Source organism: Micromonospora sp. NPDC049204, from assembly GCF_040647935.1.
Lineage (GTDB): Bacteria > Actinomycetota > Actinomycetes > Mycobacteriales > Micromonosporaceae > Micromonospora.
Window position 1 is genome coordinate 1 of record NZ_JBEZDC010000003.1, and the last position, 19904, is coordinate 19904.

Below are 19904 nucleotides of genomic sequence, written 5' to 3' on the forward strand. Positions count from 1 at the left end.
TATAAATCATAATTGGCACTGGCTTTACAAGCACCCTGTTGAGTTCTCAAAGAACAACCACACACCGACCAGAAGCCCCACCTCAGTGGAACCCCAACCGGGGCTTTTCGTACCGTGTCCCCGTCGCTCTCGCGCCGGGCACTTTTACTACGTTACCTCACCGTCTTCGCCGTGTCAAACCGTGTGTCCCGGTCTGTCATGCTTCGTACGGCTTAGCACCGGCGCACTCACGCAGCAGCAGGCCGCTGCGTCAGGTCGTCGGATTTGGCAGGCCGGCCGCTGCGGTTTCCCGCAGTCTCGCCCGGTTCCCTGCCGGTCGTGAACCTTACCCGGTCGGCTTCGCTGCACCAAATCCGCCTCGCGGCCGATCCGGCGAGCACCGCCCGGACCGTGTCTCGCAGGAGTGAACCCCTCCGTGACCCGGTTGCCAGCTCGTTTCGGGGCTTCAGGACTTCCGTCCCGTTTGCCCCGTTCCGCGCTGGCAGAGAGAAAGTTACGCGTCTGCGGGTTTGATCGTCAAATCCGCGGGTAGCGGCGCGCGTCACACTCGCGTCGTCGACCGATTGCCGAGCTCGGACGGAGGCCCGATCGGTTCTGCGACAGCCGCTGCTACCGAGAGGCGGGGCAGGTCAGGACGCTTGCCGGCGCCGGGCGGCGAGCCAGGCCCGGATGCCGAGGACACCGACTGTCGTACCGATGGCCAGGGACGCCGCGATCAGCAGTACGTGGACCCACAGGAAGCTGGTGGCAGAGCCGTCGCCAACGGTGCCGGATGTCCAGGACCGCGGGTCCTGCCAGATGGCGACCGCGAACCTCGGCCAGATAACCCAGGTCCAGACCCCGACCCCGACCAGGAAGACAGCCCACCCTCGCGACAGCACCATGGCTGCCGAGTATGCCAGCGCACCTGTTCACCTGGCCGTTCGCGGACACCCGCCCGTCACCAGGCCGCCCCAGCACCGGGCCGCCCCAGCACCGGGCCGCGATCGACGACGTGACGGGTCCAGGCTCGTCGGTCCGTTTCGATGCCCGCGCGGTGGGCACTGCAAAACAGGACGGCTGAGGACCATCCCCCCGGAGGTGCCCCATGCAACCCACGATCTTCAACCCCTGGGCCTGGCGTGACCCGTCCGCCCTGGCTGGCGGATACAACGAGACCACCCCGTCGGTCACCCCGCCGGAAGGTCAGGACGGTGGCCACGACGGTCCGGACGCTCCCGGCCCCGGCACGCCTGTGGACCTGGTGGGCTACCACGTGCAGGCGGGTGACGGACGCATCGGCACCATCGACGAGGCGAGCAACGAGGCGGATGCCGGGTACCTGGTGGTGGACACCGGCCCCTGGATCTTCGGTCAGAAGGTGCTGCTGCCCGCCGGCACGGTGGAGCGGGTGGATCACCAGGAACGCGTCGTGCATGTCGACCGGACCAAGCAGCAGATCAAGGACGCACCGCCGTTCGATGCGGATCCGGCCGACCCGGAGTACCGGGAACGCGTGGGCGCCTACTACGCCGGTAGCCAGCTTCCAGCGCCCGGTGCCGCTCCGCGGGTAATGTGAGGCCGTGGTTCGGACGGGCAGTTGCGCAGCGGAGGCGGTCGACACGGTCGACGGCCTCCGCCTCGGTGCGGTGCCCGGTGTTCCGACCAGCTCCGGCGATGGCCGTGAGCAACTCCTGAGTGTCCTCCGTGCCGGTGGTCTGCGGTTCCGCGCCGGCGCGCGATGGCGGACGGCTCGCTGAGCCGATCCCGCCGACCGAGGGGGCTGACCCGCCCCGCTCGGCGCGCGCCCACGCGTCACCCACCAACGGGACGAGAGGCACCACCATGTCCGTCGCACGAATGCTCACCGGCGATCGGCCGACCGGCCGCCTGCACCTTGGCCACTACGTCGGCAGCATCGCCAACCGGGTACGGCTGCACCAGCGCTACGAGAGCTTCTTCATCATCGCCGACCTGCACATGCTCACCACTCGCAACCGCCGCGAGGACATCGACCAGGTCTCCGGCAACGCCCGGGAGATGGTGACGGACATCCTCGCCGCCGGCGTCGACCCGGAACGGGCCACCTTCTACCTCCAGTCGGCGATCCCCGAGGTCGGCGACCTCAACACCCTGCTCCAGAACCTGGTGACGGTTCCCCGGCTGGAACGGGTGCCGTCCCTCAAGGACATGGCCCGCGACGCCGGCAAGGAGGAGATGCCGTACGGGCTGCTGGGTTATCCGGTGCTTCAGGCCGCGGACATCCTCTGCGTGAAGGGCGAGGTGGTCCCGGTCGGTCGGGACAACGCCGCGCACGTCGAGGTCACCCGGGAGATCGCCCGGCGGTTCAACCATCTGTACGGCCCGGTCTTCCCGGTGCCCGAGCTGATCGCGGCGGACACGCCGAGCCTGGTGGGCACCGATGGGGCGGCCAAGATGAGCAAGAGTCGAGGGAACACCATCGCTCTCTCCGACGACGCGGCGACGGTGCGGCGCAAGGTGCTCGGCATGTACACCGATCCGAACCGGGTGCGCGCCGACGTGCCGGGCACGGTGGAGGGCAACCCGGTGTTCGCGTACCACGAGGTTTTCAATCCGGACCGCGACGAGGTGGCCGACCTGGCCCGGCGTTACCGGGCCGGGCGGGTCGGCGACGTGGAGGTCAAGCAGCGGCTGATCGCCGCGCTGGAGGGGTTCCTGGCGCCGATCCGGGAGCGTCGGGCCGAGATCGAGGCGGACCGGGGGTTGGTGGACCGGCTGATCGTCGAGGGCACGGAGCGGACCCGCGAGGAGGTCCGCCAGACCATGGTCGAGGTACGCCGGGCGATGGGGCTGACCGGCGCGTACCAGCAGGTGCGGCGGCGGGCTGAGCGGAGCCGGCGCCGGACGGACGCCTCGACCTGAGGCCGGGGCGTCCGGTCGGCGACGAGGCGCCGGGTCCACTGCGACACCGTCGGGGTGTCAGCGGATCCGGACGTCAGCCAGGTCCAGGGTGATCGGCGTCCAGGAGAGGTCCGGGGTGCGGTCCTCCTGGCGGATGTGGATCCGGCGTCGCGTCGGCACGACCAGCCCGTCGACCTCGATCGCCCCGCTCACGTAGTGCGCGGTCGGGGAGGAGCCGTTGACCACCGGCTGGTAGTCCATGCGCCGCAGCAGGCCGCTGTCGTCGAAGTAGTACAGCTGGGTGTCGTTGTGGGTGTCCAGGCTCTCGGGGTACGTGACGCGCAGCCCGCGCCACGACTCGCCGCCCTCGGCCCACGGCTCGACCTCGTGCGCCTCGACGCCGGGCCAGGTGAACAGGAACGGCTCGACGAGGTAGTGCCAGGTGGCGTAGCCACGGAAGTAGGCGGCCTGGGCGAGCGTCCACTGGCTCTCCCGGGTGTAGCCGGCGAAGCTGGCCCGGGGGTTCGTCAGTTCGTCGATGAGGCTGCCGTCGGCTGCGGTGACGGTGACCCGGTCGGTGTCGCGGTCGTACTCGGTGACCCGGCCGGTGCCCTCCTGGACGTGGCGAATCAGCTCCCGGTGCAGGTCGGCCTCGACCAGTTCGGTGCCGTCGAAGTCGGGTCTGCCCTTGAATGCCCAGAACGGGCCGCCGTAGGTGAGCCGGGTGGTGAGGGTCGACGCGGTGTTCCAGCGGTCGAGGCCGCCGTGTCGCTCGATCACCTTGGCGAGCAGTGCATCCATCACGTACTCCTAAGTTAGGACTAGATAGTCCGACGCTAGCACTGTTCGGTGGACGCCGACTACGATGGCGATGTGACTCAGCGGACTTACCAGGACGCCTGCGGGGCGGCGCGCACGATGGACATCGTCGGCGAGCGCTGGGCTCTGCTGATCGTCCGAGAGCTGGTCTTCGGCCCGAAGCGTTTCGGCGATCTGCGGGCTGGCCTGCCGCGGGCCAGCCAGAACGTGCTCAGCCAGCGCCTGCGGGAGCTGGAGCAGTCCGGCATCGTCCGGCGGGTGCAGCTCGGGCCGCCGGCCAGCGTGCACGCGTACGAGCTGACGGAACGCGGTCAGCAACTGGAGCCGACGTTGATCGAGTTGTCGCGGTGGGGGGCCGGCCTGCCCGCGGAGCCGGACGCCGAGATGAGCACGGACGCGTTCATGCTGCTGCTCAAGGCCCTCTATCGGCCACCGGCCGACGCGCCCGTGACCACTCGACTCCGGTTGCAGGTGGGCACCGACGCCTTCGAGGTGGAGGTGGCACCGAGTGGGATCAGCGTGGCTCGTGGCCGGTCGGGCCAGGTCGACGTCACGGTCACCGGCACCGTGCACGCGCTGCGGGACCTGATGTTCGGCGGCACGCCGCTGCGATCGGCGGTCTCGGCGGGCGACATCGAGGTGCACGGCGACATCGGAGCCGCCGAGCGGTTCTTCCTGCTCTTCGGAGCGACGCCGGGCGGGTAGACCGGATGGGCCAGCGACCCAGATGGCGCAGAATGCGAGTATGAGGGGGATATTCGACATTCGTCCGGTGCCGGCGGGGGTGACGCACCGGACCACGATGTTCGAGATCTTCTTCGACCTGGTCTTCGTCTTCGCGCTCACCCGGGTCATCACGTTCATGGCGGTGTCGCCGAGCGCGCTCACCCTGGCCCAGGGGCTACTCCTCCTACTCCTGCTGCTCTACTCCTGGGGTCCGTACACCTGGGTGGGGAACCTGGTCCGCCCGGATGTCGGCCTGGTCCGCGCGGCCACCCTGGTCGCGATGGCGGCCATCTTCGTGGCCGCGCTGGTGCTGCCCGACGCCTGGAAACAGAGCCCCGGGTTGCTCGACGCGCCGCTCACCCTGGCCCTGGCCTACGTGATTGGCCGGGCGGTGCAGCTCGTGATTCTGTTCTGGGTGAGCGCGACGAACCCCGCACTGCGCTCGACGCTGCGCTTCTTCAGCGTGCCGGTGGTCCTGGCGTGGCTCCCGCTGATCGTCGGCGCGCTGCTCGGCGGCGCGGCCCAGACGGCGCTCTGGACGGCCGCGTTGCTGGTGGACATCGGCGGCGCGCGGATCGCGTCCGCCTTCCGGCCCTGGCAACTGGGCAGCGTGGACCACTTCACCGAGCGGTTCGGTCTGGTGCTCATCATCGCGCTGGGCGAGTCGTTGATCTCCGCCGGCGAAGGGCCACGGACGATGGCACCGGTCGGTGCGGCCGTGCTGGCCGCGCTGCTCGGCCTCACCAGCACGGTGTGCCTGTGGTGGCTCTACTTCGACCGGCTGGCCGCCGCCGCCCGGGAGGCGGTCAGCAACGTGCCCGGTGGGCGACGGGCCAGCGTGGCCGGCGACGCGTACGGCATCGGGCACTCCCCGCTGATCATCGGCGCCATCTACGTCGCGCTCGGCATCGAGGAGGTGATCGCCCAGCTCACCGAGGGGTCCGCGCATCCCGGCCGGCTGGGTGGGGAGGCCGCGACCGCGCTCTACGGCGGCACCGCCCTCTACCTGCTCAGCAGGTTGGTCTTCCGTCGACTGACCGTTGGCGCGGTGTACCCGGGGCAGGTCGTCGCCGCGCTGCTGCCACTGACTCTGCTGCCGATCAGTCGATCCCTGCCGCCACTTGCGGCGCTCACCCTGCTGACCGCCTTCCTGATCGGGGTCACCTGGTTCGAGCGACGAATGGACCGACGGGAGCCGCGACGTGAAGTTCCGCCCCGAAAAACCTGACCCGCCGTGTCGATATCCGCGGGCCTCGACCGTCGTCATGCTGTACGGCGAAGCGCCGCACCGAGAGGAGCCGAACGTGAAGTACATGCTGCTGTTCATGAGCCCCATGGTCGACGGAGAGGTCGTCGGCAACGGGTGCAGCTTCGAGGACTGGATCCGCTACGACCGGGAGATGAAGGACGCCGGGGTCTGGGTCTCCGGGCACCCCCTGCAGGACCTGACCACCTGCACCACCGTGCAGGTCGGCCCGGACGGCGACCGCACGATCACCGACGGGCCGTTCGCCGAGACCCGTGAGCTGCTCGGCGGGTACGACATCATCGACGTGCCGGACCTCGACGCCGCGCTGGACTGGGCGGCCCGCAGCCCCGGAGCCGTCGGCACCGGATCGGTCCAGGTCCGCCCGATCGCCGAGATCGACGTGCAGGTCTGACCGTGCCGGGTGAGCCGGCAGCAGTCGGGTCGTCGGTGGAGGCGGTGTTCCGGGAGGAACGCGGCCGACTGCTCGCCTCGCTGGTGCGCCGCTTCGGCGACCTCGACCTGGCCGAGGAGGTCACCTCGGAGGCCATCGAGGCGGCGCTGACGCACTGGCCGATCGACGGCGTCCCGAGCCGGCCGGGCGCCTGGCTGCTCACCACGGCCCGGCGTCGAGCGGTGGACCGGCTGCGTCGCGACCGGGTGCTGGCGACGCGGCTCGCCGTACTCCAGGCGGAGGCCGAGCGGGCCGACCACGCGCCGCCCGCCGACGCGGACCGGGACCTGCCCGACGACCGGCTGGCGCTCTTCTTCACCTGCGCGCACCCGGCCCTGGCCGCGCAGGATCGCGGCGCACTCACGCTGCGGTTCCTGGCCGGCCTCACCACCGCCGAGGTCGCGCGGGCCTTCCTGGTGCCGCCCGCCACCATGGCCCAGCGACTCGTCCGGGCCAAACGGAAGATCCGCGACGCCCGCATCCCGTTCCGGGTGCCCGGCCCCGACGAGCTGCCGGGTCGTCTGCCCACGGTGCTCCAGGCCGTCTACTCGGTCTTCACCGAGGGGTACGCGGCCAGCTCCGGCCCGGATCTGCAACGGATCGACCTGGCCGAGGAGGCCATCCGGCTGGGCCGGATCCTGCGTCGGCTGCTGCCGGCCGAGCGGGAGGTCGCCGGGCTGCTCGGCCTGATGCTGCTGGTCCACGCCCGACGGGACGCGCGAACCGGGCCGGACGGCGCCCTGGTCCTCCTCGACGACCAGGATCGGGAACGGTGGGACCGCCCGATGATCGAGGAGGGGTGCGGCCTGGTGGTGGTCGCGCTGACCGGCCGGGCGCCCGGCCCGTACGGGGTGCAGGCCGCCATCGCCGCGCTGCACGACGAGGCCGCCGACGTGGCCAGTACCGACTGGCCGCAGGTGGTGGCGCTCTACGACGTGCTGCTCGGCCTGATGCCCTCGCCTGTCGTCGCGCTGAACCGGGCCGCCGCGGTCGCCATGAAGGACGGGCCGGAGGCGGGGCTCGCGCTGCTCGACGAGTTGGCCGACGATCCGCGCCTGCGCGGCCACCACCCCTATCCGGCGGCGCGGGCCGCCCTGCTGCGCCGGCTCGGTCGGTACGACGAGGCGGCGGCCGCGTACCGCAGCGCATTGACGCTTGTCGGCACCGAACCGGAGCGCGCGTACCTGCTCAGCCAACTGGAAGCCGTCACGACCGAGTGAGCTGTGTACCCTTCCCCGGATGAGTCTGCCGCTGCCCGCCGGTGAGTTCGCCGCGTACCTGTTCGACTGCGACGGCACGATCGTCGACTCGATGCCGCTGCACTACCTGGCGTGGCAGCGGGCCCTGCACGACTGGGGTTGCGAGTTCCCGGAGGACCTCTTCTACGCCTGGGGTGGGCGGCCGACCGCCGACATCATCGTCGCCCTGAACGAGCAGCAGGGGCTGGCCATGCCGGTGGCGACAGTTGTCGAGCGCCGGGAGAGCTACTACGAGGAGCTGTTGCCGCAGCTCGCCGCCGTGCCGGAGGTGGTGGAGCACATCCACGACGCCCACCGGCGGGTCCCGTTCGCCGTGGTCTCCGGCAGCACCCGTGCCTCGGTCACCGCCTCGCTCGACGCGCTCGGCCTGCTGGACCGGTTCGACGTGCTGGTCTGCGCCGAGGACTACACCCGGGCCAAGCCGGACCCGGAGGCGTTCCTGCTCGCGGCGGAACACCTCGGCGTACCCCCGGGGTCGTGCCTGGTCTTCGAGGACACCGACCTGGGCATCCAGGCCGCGACCGCGGCCGGCATGGCATCGGTACGCGTGCCGCAACAGCGCACGGCGCGCTGAGGTCTCAGGCCACCGTCAGGAGCAGCTTGCCGGCGTAGGAGGTTTCCAGGCGCTGGTGCGCGTCGCGCACCTTGCCCAGCGGGAACTTCTCCGCGACGTGCACCACGAACGGGCCGGCCTCGATGAGTTCGTTGAGGCGCTGCAACTGTCGGGGGCTCGATTCGCCGTCGTACGCCCGGACCACCACGCCCGACCGTTCCTGCGGCTCCGGCTGCACCCCGTGGGCGAAGGCGACCACACCACCGTCGACAAGTGCCTCGGTGAGCCGGTCCAGCGTCTTGCCGCCGGCCATCGCCAGGATGGCGTCCACCCCGGCCGGTGCCGCGTCCCGGATCCGGGCGAGCACCTCGGTCAGGTCGGCGTGGCCGTCGAGGGACACGTCGGCGCCGAGTCGGGTCACCAGCGCGACGCCGTCCGCCCCGGACGCCACGGCGATCACGTTCAGGCCCTGCCGCTTGGCCAACTGCACGGCCAGGTGACCCTGACCGCCGCTCGCACCGAAGATCAACAACCAGGCGCCGGACGACAGGCTGACGGTGTCGAGCCCGGCCAGCGCGGTCAGCGCGTCGGTGGGCATGGCCCCGGCGTGCTCGGCCGGTACGCCGTCGGGCACCTTCGCCGCGTACTCCGCCTTGACCGCCGCGTACTCGGCGTAGAAGCCGCCCTTCGGGCGGGTGCTGGCGGAGACGTAGACCAGGTCACCGACCCCGACGTTGGACACCTTGCTGCCGGCGGCGAGGACGGTGCCGGCGCCGTCGGAGCCGGGCACGATCGGGAGCGCCGAGCCCTCCGGTACCAGCATGCCCTGCCGCTCGTACACGTCCCACACGCCCACGCCGGCGCTCCGGACCTTGATCAGGATCTCGTCGTCGGCGATCTGCGGGATCGGCAGCTTCCGCAGCGTGATCACCTCCGGCCCGCCGAACTCGTCCAGGGCCGCGGCCTGCATCCGCTCTGGCACATCCCCGTCAACCATGTGGATTCCCCCTCTGTGCCGGCGTCACCGTCGCAGCATGCCGGCTCGGGGACCGGCGTGGGCCGGAGATGAGTGCCATTCCCCCGAAAGGCCCCCACGCGACCTTGCGGTTTCGGTCGCCGATACGCGTGGAACGCCCCCTTATGCCGGGGCAGCAAGTGCAAGATCGCGGGAGAGAGATCGGGAGGAGCTGAACGATCAGGAGGTCTGCGGCTCCTGACCGCGCAGCGCCTGCGCGACGGCGTCACGTACGCGGGCGTCCTCGCGAACCGTGCGCCGCGTCCGGTTGCGACGCCGGTACAGGTACGCCCCGACGACCGCGGCGACGAGGACGACGAGCGCCAGCACGAACATCCACGGCAGCGCCCAGCCGTGCGCCGTGACCGTCACCGGCTTGAGCGAGGTGGTGGAGCCCGAGGCGTCGGTGAGCAGCGGCGTGAGGGTCACGGTCGCGGCCAGCGAGACGGCGGGGGCGACCCCGGCGATGGGTACGGTCACGTCCCAACTCTCGCCCGGGAGCAGCTCCGGCGGCGCGGCGATGTCCTTCGCCCGTACCCGCAGCACGCCGAACGGCCCCGAGACCGATACCGCCTGCTGCCCGGAGAGTGCCGCGTTGCCGATGTTGTGGATCTTGTAGGTGACGGTGGCGTCGCCCTTGCGGAACGGGTTGGCCGAGCCGCCGTACGTGACGTGCGGGTCCTCGATCGCGAGGTTCGGCTTCAGCTCGCCGCCGACCCGCAGCTTGATCCGGATGCCGAGGCGCCTGTCGACGTTGATGCCTTCGGCCTGGTCGGCCTGGGTGAGCGTGGTGAGGATCCCGCCCACGTAGTCCCCGGGCGTGGCGTTGTCCGGGACGCTGACCGTGAAGGGGACCTGCGTGGTCTTGCCGGGCTGGATCACGACACTGCCGGCCTTCGGCTTCGCCCAGGCGCCGATCGCGACGGACTTGGCGTCCCTGGTGAGCAGGTCGAGCTGGCCCGCGTCGGTCGTGAAGCCGTCGGCGGCGTACACGGACAGGGTCAGTGGGGCCTTGCCGCGGTTCGCCACGACCATGGCGTCCTCGACGGCGCCGCCGGGGTTGACGTTGTAGCTGTAACTGGACCGAGCCTCGCCGTAGCCGTTGGAGGCCGTGCGGACCGTCCAGGCGACGTTGCCGTCCGCCGCCAGGGCGGGGCCGGCACCGACGCCGACGGTCGCGACGGCGGCGAGCAGGGACAGCGCGGTGGTACGAGCAAGCTTCTTCCAGCGCGTTACGGACGGGTACATGTCGGATCCTTGAGGTGATCTTGGGAGGCCTGCACATGGGTGGCGGGGTAGGCCCCCGAAGGTGCCTACCCCGCCCGGTGGAACAGTTCGGTCAGCTGCTCAGCGCGGTGATCGTGAGCGTGGTGCGGTAGCTGCCCTTCGCGATGCTGTCCGGGATCTTCAGATCCAGGTCGGCACCGAGGCGGGCGCCGCCCCGCGGGTGACCCTGCGCGGCCGCGGCGAGGGCGCTGGAGACCGAGAGGCCCTTGCCCTGGTCGTCGAAGGACGACAGGACCGGAGCACCGGCCTCGGCGCCCGCGCCGCCGTCGAGCACGTACGGGTTCCAGCCCAGGTAGGAGCCGGAGAACTTCTTGTCGGCGTCCTGGAAGTCACCGACGTTGGCCGAGATCGACCACGGGGCGAGCGAACGGCGGCTGTCCGACACGAGGATCGGGTTGATCTTGCCGGCCGCCTCGAAGTGGGTGCCGTCACGCTCCTGGGCGGTGCCCAGGTCGACCAGGCCGTTGTAGCCGTCGATCGTCCAGCCGAACTCGCCCGGAGCCGCGTTCGGCACGTTGACCTGGATGGCCTGACCGTCACCGTGGTACGGGTGCACCGTGACCTTGTCGACGATCGAGCCGACCGGCTGACCGTCCGGGGTGTTGACGCAGGAGAGGCCCTTCTCGACGGCCGCGTTGGGCGCCGCGCAGGTGCCGCTGCGGACGTTGGCCAGCACCAGCTTGTCGCCACGCACCTGCACCTTGACGTAGCTGCGGACGTGCTCCTGGTTCTGCACCGAGTTGTACCAGTACTTGCCCGGGTCGAGCGGGTCCGGGCCGTTGCCCCGGATGCCGGTGCCGCTGTCGTCCGGCTTCTTGATGTCGTAGTACTTCGAGCCGGATGCGGAGTTCGCCGTCACGTAGATGACGCCGCCCGGACCGGGGAACACGTCGGCAGCGCCGGGCTGCTCGGCCGGGTTCTCCTTCTGGCCGTTCTTGATCGAGTAGCTGCGGGTGTAGCTGTGGTCGTGGCCCTGGAGCACCATGTCCACGCCGAGGTTGGAGAAGGCCGTGGTGAAGTCTTCCCGCCGCTGCTTGTTGTCGCTGTCGGTCGCGTGGCTGGCCGGCGAGTAGATGGAGTGGTGGTAGACCAGCACCTTCCACTTGGCCTCGGAGCCGTGCTTGTTGATCACGTCGGTGACGTACGCGACGTGCGCCGCGTCGCCGCCGGCGGAGCCGTCCGCCGGGTTGGCGTAGCTGTTGCTGTTCAGGTCGATGAACAGCACATCCTTGTGGATGAACCAGTAGTCGCCGCCGGACCGGGTCGCCTGGTCGCCGTTGTAGTACTGCGCCGAGCGGTCGGTGTTCGGGGTGAAGTGGTGCTGCTCGTAGGACTTGCCGCCGACGTCGTGGTTACCGATGGTGGCCACGAGCGGGTACTGACGCAGCTGCTCGGGGGCCAGGAACGAGGTCCACTGTCCCTCGTCGTTGGCGCTCTCCACGTGGTCACCGGCGGAGACCAGCAGCTCGGCGTTCGGGTTGGCCCCGGTGGCGACCTTCAGGGTCTCCTCCCAGCCGGCCTGGTCCTTCAGCCGGTCACCGGAGGAGCCGATCTGCGGGTCACCGAAGAACAGGAAGTCGTAGTCGCCCTCGAAGTCCTGGGTCTTGAAGGCGTACGCCGGCGACCAGCTGCCCTCGGCGCCGACCCGGTACGAGTACGCCGTGTTCTCGCGCAGGTTGCCGATCGTGGCGTGCCGGTTGAAACCGGTGGTGGAGGTGTTCGCCGCGCCGACGGCGTCGAAGCTGACGGCGCCTGCCGGAAACTCGCCGTTGACGATCTCGGCGGTCGGGGCGAGCTGGATCTTCTGGGCGGTGTCGGCGGAGGAGTACCAGCTCACGATCCGCTGGGTCTCGTTGGCGCCGACGCCGAGGACCACACCGGTGATCGTGGTGGACTCGGCCGCGCTGGCGGTGGCCGTGAGGCCGCTACCGAGGGCCGCGCCCATTCCCAGGAAGCCGGCTGCGACCCCGGCGACCACGCGCCGCCGCACGAGCCCGGGGGCCCGTGTCGAGGTGCTCAATGTCATCGACATTGTTCCCTTTTCAAATAGAGAAATGGATGGTGACTTCACCCGACGCGGGGAAGCAAATCCACGCTTTCGCCGCCTGGTGAACCGATCATGAACGTGATCTTGCGAAAGCCTGCACTTCGCGAACTACTTAGCCTTACTCAGGACCCGGAAACGCGCTGGACAAACCAGATCAGCCCCATGACGGACACGGCTGCGGAAACAACACCGGTCGCCCAGATGCCGGCTTTCGGCGCACGGCGGCGCAGGACGAGCAGGAGCGGGAAGACCACCGCGATAATCGTCAACTGAACGACCTCGATGCCGATGTTGAACACCAACAGCGACCACAGCAGGGTCCACGACCACGCCTCGTCGATGCCCAACGCGCCCGCGAAGCCCAGGCCGTGCACGAGGCCGAAGCAGAAGACCACCCCGAGACGGATCCAGCCGGCCCGATCCAGGCTGAAGTGACCGTGCCCCGCCGTCTCCAGGTCGGTCGCGTGCTTGCCGCGTCGCCAGATCCCCCACAGGTGCCAGCCGGCGACGACGGCGATCGACAACGCGATGACCGGCTCCACGACCGCCCCCGGCACCTCGACCAGGCCGAGGGCCGCGAGCATGAACGTCACCGAGTGCGCCAGGGTGAAGCTGGTGGCCGCGAGCACGATCTCCCGCAGGCGCCGCGATCCGGCGATGAGCGCCAGCAGGAACAGGATGTGGTCGATCCCGGACAGCAGATGTTCGGCGCCCAACAGGAAGAACTCACCGAACCGCTCGTACCACGCCTGAGCCGTCGAGAAGCTGGGGTTGGCGCTGTCCAGCGCCGCACTGCCCGAACGGCTGTCGATCTCGTAGGTGACGATCGTCTTGGTGCCCTTGACGTAGCCCTCGTCGTCCGGGAACAGCGCGCTGCGCACCTCGTGCTGGTCGACCCGCTCGGGGCAGGTCCAGTCGAGCAGCAGATTCGCGTACGGCACGCCCTCGCGCTCGCCGATCGTCGCGTCGCCCACCTGCGTCGGCTGACAGGCCGTGGCCCGAGCGGTCACCGAGACCCGGTCGGAGACATACCGGAGGACCGTCGACGAGTGGCTCTTCAATGCCGCGGCCTGGGCGCCGCTGTCGCCCGCGTCAAATGCGGCGGTGCCCGCCGTGAAGAGTGGGTCATCGTCGCCCGAATCCGCGGCGGACACGACGAGAAGGTCGTATTCGAGATCCAGCGCCGTACGGATGTGACCCTCGTCTCCGGCCGTTATTTTCGCGTACACAGTCGACGAGAAGCCGTGCGCCGACGCGGTTCCGGTGCCCAAAAATGGAAGCACCACTGCGGCAATCCCGACAGCGGTGCAGATAACGGTACGGCGGATGCGCCCCAACATGCGACTCCCTCGGTTGGCCAGTGCACGTTGCATGGCGTGGGTAAACACCAGCCCGCGCGTCGACGAACCGCCGGAAAACAACTACCGCGAAGGACCGCCCGCGGATAACCGGTGCGGGGAATTGAGATAGGAATACGAGGTTGCCGCCACCACTCGAAAGGACGACCACCTTGCGCCCCCCGCTTCGGGCCGTCGCCATGCTGGCCGCGACCGCCGCACTGGTCGCCGCCTGCGACTCCGGCGACGACTGGTCCCAGCCGCACCCCGCACCCAGCGCCGTGGGGACTCTCGGCCCTGGATTCGTCGACCCCTCCACCACCCCCGCTCCGGAGGCGACGATCACGCCGCGACCCGGTTCGTGGGCCGGGGTCCACCCGCCGAAGGACTATCGGGTCGTCCTACTCACCGCCGGCACCGACGACCCGACCAAGGCTCTCGTGACGGCCGTGCGGGAGTGGGCCGACGACGAGCACGCGGATCTCCGGACCATCACCGTCGGCAACGCCCACGATGCCGTTCCCAGCATCGCCAAGGCCATGGAGATGAAACCGGATCTCATCGTCAGCGCCGGCGGTGACCTCATCGACCCCCTCGCCCTGGTCACCCCGAACCACCTGGACGAGAAGTTCCTCGTGGTGGGCGCCGAGCTCGCCGAGCCCACCCACAACGTCACGTCCGTCGACTGGGAAGGCGCGTCGTTCCGCGGGGAGGGGCTCGGCATGTCCTCGACGTACGACCCGAAGTCGTTCACCGGCGAGCGCTGCGCGGCAGCCATCCGGGCGGGTGTGGCGGCGGTCCTCAACGACCTGACCGGGATCGTGGTCTGGCTCTGACAGCGGTCCGCCCCGGGCCGTGACGGTGCGGGCTCAGCGCGGAACCGGCCCACGATCCTCGAACTCGTACGTGGTGGTGAGGCCCTCGGGCAGGTCGGGGACCAGGGCGTTGGTGCCGTCGACCACCTGGACGTAGCGCTTCCCCTGAAAGATCGAGTAGCTGCCGTCGGCGACCTGCTCGATCCGGAAGCGCTGCGTCGAGAGGGCCACCTCGCAGGTCCGCCCGCGTACGCTGCCCGGCGCGGCGTCGTGCACGACAGTCATGCAGACCTGGTCGGCGTCGGGCGGGGCGGCCAGGACGATCCGGAACCCGTCACCGTCGGGGCGCAGCACCCACAGTGCCCGGTCGTCGCTGCCCCGATCGGTGCGGGCCCGCACCTGGTCGCCACCCTCGTCGATCACCAACGCGGCCCCACGCATGCCGGGCAGCACGATCTGGACCTGACGTCGGCCACCCAGAATGTCCTGTCGACTGGCCGTCGCGGTCTCGGACGGAACGACCGGGGCCGACGACGGGACGGGACTCACCGGGCCGACACCCACCTCCGGCGTCTCGACCTGGTTCGGGGTCGTCCAGACGACGACGCCCACGGTGCCGGCCAGGAGGGCCAGACCGGCGGCGACGATCGTCGTCCGATGCCGCCGACGCCTGTCGCTGCGCTGCCGCAACGTCTGCGCGGGGGGAAGCGTGGCGACTCGCCGGACCTCGTCGACGATCGCGGTGAGGTCGTCGCGTGGATCAGCCATGGGACGTCTCCTCCTGGTGCGCATCGGTCAGCAACCCGGCCATCGCTCGTCGACCACGGGCGAGGTACGTCTTCACGGTCCCGACGGGGGCCTGCATCTCGGCTGCCACCTCGGCGACGCTGAGATCGTTCAGGTGGTGCAGCACCACGGCCCGGCGCTCGTTGACGCTCAACCGCTGCAACGCCTGCAACAGGGCGACGTGGTCCTCGTTCAGTCCGGGAACGCCCTGGTCGACGGCGGCCCGGCGATGCGCGCGTACCCGGTTGAACGTCTTGCGCCAACTGCTCACCGCGATCCGGGACGCGACGCGGCGGACCCACGCCTCCGGGCTGTCCGCCTCCCGTACCGTCCGCCAGCGCTGCCAGGCCCGCATGAACGCCTCGGCGACGGCGTCCTCCGCCTCAGCCCGGTTGCCGGTCAGCGCGTACACGTGACCCACGACCCGGCCCGCGCAGGCCGCGTAGAGGGCGTCGAACTCCTCGGCGTCACGCATCCGACCGGTGCCCTCCCCTGCCGCGTCCGCTGGTCACCGCCGCATGCAACCCTTCCGGGTGAATCGGACACCTCAGCGCGGGGCAGGATTGTGGTGACCGTCACAGCAGAGTGATCAACCTAACGTCCTGCCCAGGCGTCATCGTGCCGTCCCGGGAGACGCCCGTGGCGGAGAGGACGATGTGCGACGACGGCAACGACGCGCGCTGACAGCCGGCGTACTCGCGATGGCGCTGGTGGCGGCGGGCCTGACGGCCACCCCGGCGAGCGCGCGGGTGCGGCCGGAGGGCGCGGTCGACGGCAGACCCGGCACCTTCACGCTGATCACCGGCGACGAGGTGTCGCTGGACGCGAGCGGTCACCCGACGATCCAGCGCGGGCCGGGGCGGCCCGGCATGCGGTTCGTGACCAGCCGCGAGGGCGGCCACCAGTTCGTCATCCCGGTGGACGCGATGCCGCTGCTGCGGGACGGACGCCTCGACCGTCGGCTGTTCGACCTCACCGTGCTCGGCGGGTTCGGCTACGACGACCGCGCCGCCGAGTTGCCGCTGCTTGTCGCGTACCCGGAGAACGCGTCGGCGCAGGCGCGGGCCGCGACCGTCGGGGGTGCCGCGCGGGTCCGGGCCGACCTGCCCGCCACCCACGCGTTGGCCGTGCGGGCGCAACCGGCCGACCGGGTCACGCTCTGGGGGTCGCTCACCCGTGGGACGGCCGCCGGGCGCACCCTCGCCGCGGGGATCACCCACATCTGGTTGGACGGCAAGCGCACGGTCTCCCTCGATCGCAGCGTGCCGCAGATCGGTGCCCCGACGGCCTGGCAGGCCGGGTTCGACGGCACCGGTGTCACCGTGGGCGTGCTGGACACCGGGATCGACGCCGGTCACCCCGACTTCGCGGGACACCTCACCGAGGTCCGTGACTTCACCGGAGGCAACGACCCGAGCGACGCGGTCGGCCACGGCACCCACGTGGCGTCGACGATCGTGGGCAGCGGCGCTGCCTCCGACGGCAGGTACCGCGGGGTGGCGCCGGGGGCGAAGCTGCTCGTCGGCAAGGTCTGCGCCACCACCGAATGCCAGGACTCGGACATCATCACCGGCATGCAGTGGCTCGCGCCGCAGGCGCGGGTGGTCAACCTGAGCGTGGGCGGCGACGACGCCCCCGGCCTCGACCCGCTGGAGACCGCGGTCCAGGAGCTGAGCCACCGCTACGGCACCCTCTTCGTGGTCGCGGCCGGCAACGAGGGCAAACCGAAGTCGGTCTCCTCGCCGGCCTCCGCCGACGACGCCCTCGCCGTCGCCGCTGTCGACGCCGACGACCAGCGGGCGTACTTCTCCAGCCGGGGTCCGCGCGTCGGCGACAACCACATCAAGCCCGAGATCAGCGCACCGGGCGTCGACATCGTGGCCGCCGCGCCCGGCGGCCAGTACGCCACCATGTCCGGCACGTCGATGGCCACTCCGCACGTGGCCGGCACCGCCGCGATCCTCGCCGGGCAGCACCCGGACTGGGCCGGCCCGCAGCTCAAGGCCGCCCTGATGGACTCGGCCAAGCCGACCGGCCAGGACACCATCTACGAGCAGGGCGCCGGCCGGGTCGACATCGCCCGGGCGGTCGCCCAACCGGTCGCCGCCGAGGTCGCCGCCATCGACTTCCCCGTCCAGCGCTGGCCGCACGCCGACGACACCCCGGTCACCCAGGTCGTCGGCTACCGCAACACGGGCACCGCGCCGGTCACCCTGACGCTGGGCATCGCCCCGGCCCCGGCCGGCATGCTCACCGTCAGCCCGACCACGCTTGTGGTGCCGGCCGGTGGCCGCGCCGAGGCGACGATCACCGTGGACACGCGGGTGGACGCCCCGGACGGCGTCTACCAGGGTGCGCTGACCGCGACCGGAGCCGGCGACCTGCGGGTACGCACGCCGTTCGCGCTCAACCGCGAGATCGAGAGCTACGACGTACGGCTCACCCACACCGAACGCGACGGTCGACCGGCCACCGACTACACGACAGTGGCGGCGAACCTGGCCACCGGAGAGTTCAGCACCCTCGACGGGGCGCCGGGCGGCGGCACCCTGCGGCTGCCCAAGGGCCGGTACGCACTCTGGAGCACCATCCACGAGGGCGACGCGTCGACCCTGCTCGTGCAGCCCGTGCTGGACGTACGCGGCCCGGTCACCGAGGCCGTCGACGCCCGCACCGCCAAGCCGGTCGCGCTGACGGTGCCCCAGCCGGACGCCGCGCCCGTCGCGATCAACGTCAGTGCGAACTGGGACGACGGCTTCCGCTATCCCGGAGTGCAGCTCAGCGGGGTGTCGTTCGGGGACGTCTTCTTCGGCCGGATCGGACCCGCCGTCGCGGCACCCGAGTTCACCGCGACGCTGGGTGTCGGGCTCGCCCGTCCGGGCAGTCACGGGACCTTCCGGAACAGCCCCTACACGTACGACCTCGCGTACGTCCGCCCGGGCGACATGTTCACGGGCCTCACCAGGAAACTCTCACCGGGAAACCTGGCCACCGTCCGGACGACCTACCGGAGCCAGTCCACGGCGACGACGGCCGTCCGGTTGCACCGTGCGGCGGCGCCCGGCGGCTCGGGTCCGATCGGTTCGAGAACGCCGCTCGACCTGCCGTTCCGCGGCACCGAGTACTACAACACCGACGGCGGCATCACCTGGACGTCCACGTTCGTCGAGGGTGACAATGCCACCACGCAGACGTCGACCTTCACGGCGGGCAGGTCGTACACCCAGACCTGGAACGCGGCGCCCTTCGGCCCCACCGTGGCGCAGGCGCCGACGCTGACACCCCTGGGGTACGCGGGCCGCGACGGCGACACCATCTCGATCGCGTCGTTGCCCCTGTTCGGGGATGCCACGGGTCGCCCCGCCACCCGCGACGACCGGCCGGTGCAGGTCCGGCTGCTGCGGAACGGCAAGGAGATCGGCACCTCGGACAGCCCGTGGGCCGAGTTCGCGGTGCCCGCCGGCAAGGCGACGTACCGGCTCGAGGCGACGGCCACCCGCGGCGCGCCGGACACCCTGTCGACGTCGGTCTCGGTGGCCTGGACCTTCACCTCGGCGCACACCACGTCGCCGCAACGGTTGCCGCTGACGACGGTCCGGCCGACGCTCGTGCTCGACGACACCAACACGGCCCGGACGGGCCGGATCGCGGCCGTCCCGGTGGCGCTGGACCGGCAGGCGGGCTCGACGGCGGCCGCCAACCGGACCCTCGGGGTGTCCGCGTCGTTCGACGACGGCAGGACGTGGGTGGCGTTGCCGGTGCTCCGGAACGTGGCCCTCATCAGCCACCCCCGGCGAGCCGGGTTCGTCTCGCTGCGGCTGACGGCCACCGACACCGCCGGCAACACGGTCACGGAGACGATCCAGCGGGCCTACCGGATCGCCTGACACACCGTCCGGCCCGGGGTGGCGGCGCTTGAGCTGCCGCCCCGGGCCGGGCCTCGGTGCGCCACGGCGGTAACGGCACCGCCGTCGGTGATCGAGGACACGGTGCACTGGCTCGTCCGGCAGGGTGAAATCAGATGTGTGAGCAGAGCAGGCACCTCGGGCGACGCCGTGAAGTGCACTCTGCCCATCCGCCATTCGGCTTCCACCAGCGGAAACGGCATTCCCCTGCCGGACGAGCCGGGGCGGACGACGACGCACCACCGGCAGCGCTGGGCAGTGGAGACGATGACTGTCGCCCCCGACGACACGGTGCTGGAGATCGGATGCGGTCGGGGAGCCGCCGTCTCTCTGGTCGCCAGCCGCCTCACGACCGGTCGGATCGTCGCCATCGATCGGGCTGCGACGATGGTGCGACTTGCCACCAACCGGAACGTTGCCCATGTCAACGCCGGCCGAGCTGACATTCGCTGTGTCGGGTTCGAGTCGGCCGACCTTGACCCACTCCGTTTCGACAAGATCTTCGCAGTGAACGTCAGCATGTTCTGGCTGGGCGACGCGACACCGCAGATCGAGCGAGTGCGGAGCCTGCTGAAGCCCGATGGGCGGCTCTACGTCTTCGGCGAGCGGCCCACGGCCGCACACGCCACAGCGAACCTCACCTCGACCACGTTGCTGCTGGAGGCCCACGGCTTCGCGACAACCACGGCGAGCGCCACTCGCGGTAAGGGGCAGGTGCTCACCTGCGTGAGCGGCGCACGCCGTCCCACCGAGTAGCGCGGGTGACGCAGCATCGACCGCGAACGTCGTTCGT

Annotated in this window: 18 protein-coding genes; 10 read left to right on the plus strand and 8 right to left on the minus strand. The window is 70.7% G+C overall.

Going from position 1 to position 19904, the window contains the following annotated elements:
• Nucleotides 1-629 precede the first annotated feature (629 nt).
• The gene (locus tag AB0A90_RS06055; protein WP_357242455.1) at nucleotides 630-884 is read right to left on the minus strand and encodes a hypothetical protein; all 255 of its coding nucleotides are present in this window, start codon (nucleotides 882-884) and stop codon (nucleotides 630-632) included.
• 203 nt (nucleotides 885-1087) lie between these two features.
• Between AB0A90_RS06055 and AB0A90_RS06060 the strand changes: the two genes are divergently transcribed.
• Nucleotides 1088-1558 carry a PRC-barrel domain-containing protein gene (locus tag AB0A90_RS06060; protein ID WP_357242458.1) on the plus strand — a complete coding sequence of 157 codons (471 nt, stop codon included), beginning with the start codon at nucleotides 1088-1090 and terminating at the stop codon, nucleotides 1556-1558.
• A gap of 266 nt (nucleotides 1559-1824) precedes the next feature.
• A complete protein-coding gene (gene trpS, locus AB0A90_RS06065) occupies nucleotides 1825-2883 on the plus strand; it encodes a tryptophan--tRNA ligase (RefSeq protein ID WP_357242461.1) in 1059 nt (352 codons plus the stop codon).
• Between the two features lie 57 nt (nucleotides 2884-2940).
• Here the strand turns inward: trpS and AB0A90_RS06070 are convergent, their stop codons facing one another.
• Nucleotides 2941-3663, minus strand: a complete 723-nt coding sequence (locus tag AB0A90_RS06070; RefSeq protein WP_357242464.1) for a hypothetical protein — start codon at nucleotides 3661-3663, stop codon at nucleotides 2941-2943.
• Between the two features lie 72 nt (nucleotides 3664-3735).
• Here AB0A90_RS06070 and AB0A90_RS06075 point away from each other — a divergent pair, with 72 nt between their 5' ends.
• The 5 genes from AB0A90_RS06075 to AB0A90_RS06095 all read left to right on the plus strand — a co-directional run bounded on the left by AB0A90_RS06075 (nucleotide 3736) and on the right by AB0A90_RS06095 (nucleotide 7940).
• The gene (locus AB0A90_RS06075) at nucleotides 3736-4386 is read left to right on the plus strand and encodes a winged helix-turn-helix transcriptional regulator (protein WP_357242466.1); all 651 of its coding nucleotides are present in this window, start codon (nucleotides 3736-3738) and stop codon (nucleotides 4384-4386) included.
• A gap of 40 nt (nucleotides 4387-4426) precedes the next feature.
• Complete coding sequence (locus AB0A90_RS06080) at nucleotides 4427-5635, plus strand: low temperature requirement protein A (protein ID WP_357242469.1); 1209 nt, start codon at nucleotides 4427-4429, stop codon at nucleotides 5633-5635.
• Nucleotides 5636-5720: 85 nt separating this feature from the next.
• A complete protein-coding gene (locus AB0A90_RS06085) occupies nucleotides 5721-6068 on the plus strand; it encodes a YciI family protein (protein ID WP_357244021.1) in 348 nt (115 codons plus the stop codon).
• A gap of 2 nt (nucleotides 6069-6070) precedes the next feature.
• Nucleotides 6071-7327 carry a sigma-70 family RNA polymerase sigma factor gene (locus tag AB0A90_RS06090; RefSeq protein ID WP_357242472.1) on the plus strand — a complete coding sequence of 419 codons (1257 nt, stop codon included), beginning with the start codon at nucleotides 6071-6073 and terminating at the stop codon, nucleotides 7325-7327.
• Nucleotides 7328-7346: 19 nt separating this feature from the next.
• Nucleotides 7347-7940, plus strand: a complete 594-nt coding sequence (locus AB0A90_RS06095) for an HAD family phosphatase (protein ID WP_357242474.1) — start codon at nucleotides 7347-7349, stop codon at nucleotides 7938-7940.
• A gap of 4 nt (nucleotides 7941-7944) precedes the next feature.
• On the opposite strand, the gene AB0A90_RS06100 is transcribed toward AB0A90_RS06095, so the two are convergent.
• The 4 genes from AB0A90_RS06100 to AB0A90_RS06115 form a co-directional block, all read right to left on the minus strand.
• The gene (locus AB0A90_RS06100) at nucleotides 7945-8916 is read right to left on the minus strand and encodes an NADP-dependent oxidoreductase (protein ID WP_357242477.1); all 972 of its coding nucleotides are present in this window, start codon (nucleotides 8914-8916) and stop codon (nucleotides 7945-7947) included.
• Nucleotides 8917-9114: 198 nt separating this feature from the next.
• A complete protein-coding gene (locus AB0A90_RS06105; RefSeq protein ID WP_357242480.1) occupies nucleotides 9115-10182 on the minus strand; it encodes a DUF916 domain-containing protein in 1068 nt (355 codons plus the stop codon).
• A 91-nt stretch (nucleotides 10183-10273) separates the two neighbouring features.
• The gene (locus tag AB0A90_RS06110) at nucleotides 10274-12247 is read right to left on the minus strand and encodes an FN3 domain-containing metallophosphoesterase family protein (RefSeq protein WP_357242483.1); all 1974 of its coding nucleotides are present in this window, start codon (nucleotides 12245-12247) and stop codon (nucleotides 10274-10276) included.
• A gap of 143 nt (nucleotides 12248-12390) precedes the next feature.
• The gene (locus tag AB0A90_RS06115) at nucleotides 12391-13422 is read right to left on the minus strand and encodes a HupE/UreJ family protein (protein WP_357242486.1); all 1032 of its coding nucleotides are present in this window, start codon (nucleotides 13420-13422) and stop codon (nucleotides 12391-12393) included.
• Nucleotides 13423-13778: 356 nt separating this feature from the next.
• Here AB0A90_RS06115 and AB0A90_RS06120 point away from each other — a divergent pair, with 356 nt between their 5' ends.
• Nucleotides 13779-14441 (plus strand): hypothetical protein, encoded by a 663-nt coding sequence (locus AB0A90_RS06120; RefSeq protein WP_357242489.1) that lies wholly within the window; start codon nucleotides 13779-13781, stop codon nucleotides 14439-14441.
• Between the two features lie 33 nt (nucleotides 14442-14474).
• Here the strand turns inward: AB0A90_RS06120 and AB0A90_RS06125 are convergent, their stop codons facing one another.
• Together AB0A90_RS06125 and AB0A90_RS06130 are read right to left on the minus strand one after the other, a co-directional pair.
• Nucleotides 14475-15188 (minus strand): hypothetical protein, encoded by a 714-nt coding sequence (locus tag AB0A90_RS06125; protein WP_357242493.1) that lies wholly within the window; start codon nucleotides 15186-15188, stop codon nucleotides 14475-14477.
• Complete coding sequence (locus AB0A90_RS06130) at nucleotides 15181-15681, minus strand: sigma-70 family RNA polymerase sigma factor (protein WP_357242496.1); 501 nt, start codon at nucleotides 15679-15681, stop codon at nucleotides 15181-15183. The genes AB0A90_RS06125 and AB0A90_RS06130 overlap by 8 nt, the downstream gene beginning before the upstream one ends.
• A gap of 181 nt (nucleotides 15682-15862) precedes the next feature.
• Here AB0A90_RS06130 and AB0A90_RS06135 point away from each other — a divergent pair, with 181 nt between their 5' ends.
• Nucleotides 15863-19093 carry a S8 family serine peptidase gene (locus tag AB0A90_RS06135; protein ID WP_357242499.1) on the plus strand — a complete coding sequence of 1077 codons (3231 nt, stop codon included), beginning with the start codon at nucleotides 15863-15865 and terminating at the stop codon, nucleotides 19091-19093.
• A 138-nt stretch (nucleotides 19094-19231) separates the two neighbouring features.
• Nucleotides 19232-19867 (plus strand): class I SAM-dependent methyltransferase, encoded by a 636-nt coding sequence (locus tag AB0A90_RS06140; RefSeq protein WP_357242502.1) that lies wholly within the window; start codon nucleotides 19232-19234, stop codon nucleotides 19865-19867.
• The last annotated feature ends 37 nt before the right edge of the window (nucleotides 19868-19904 follow it).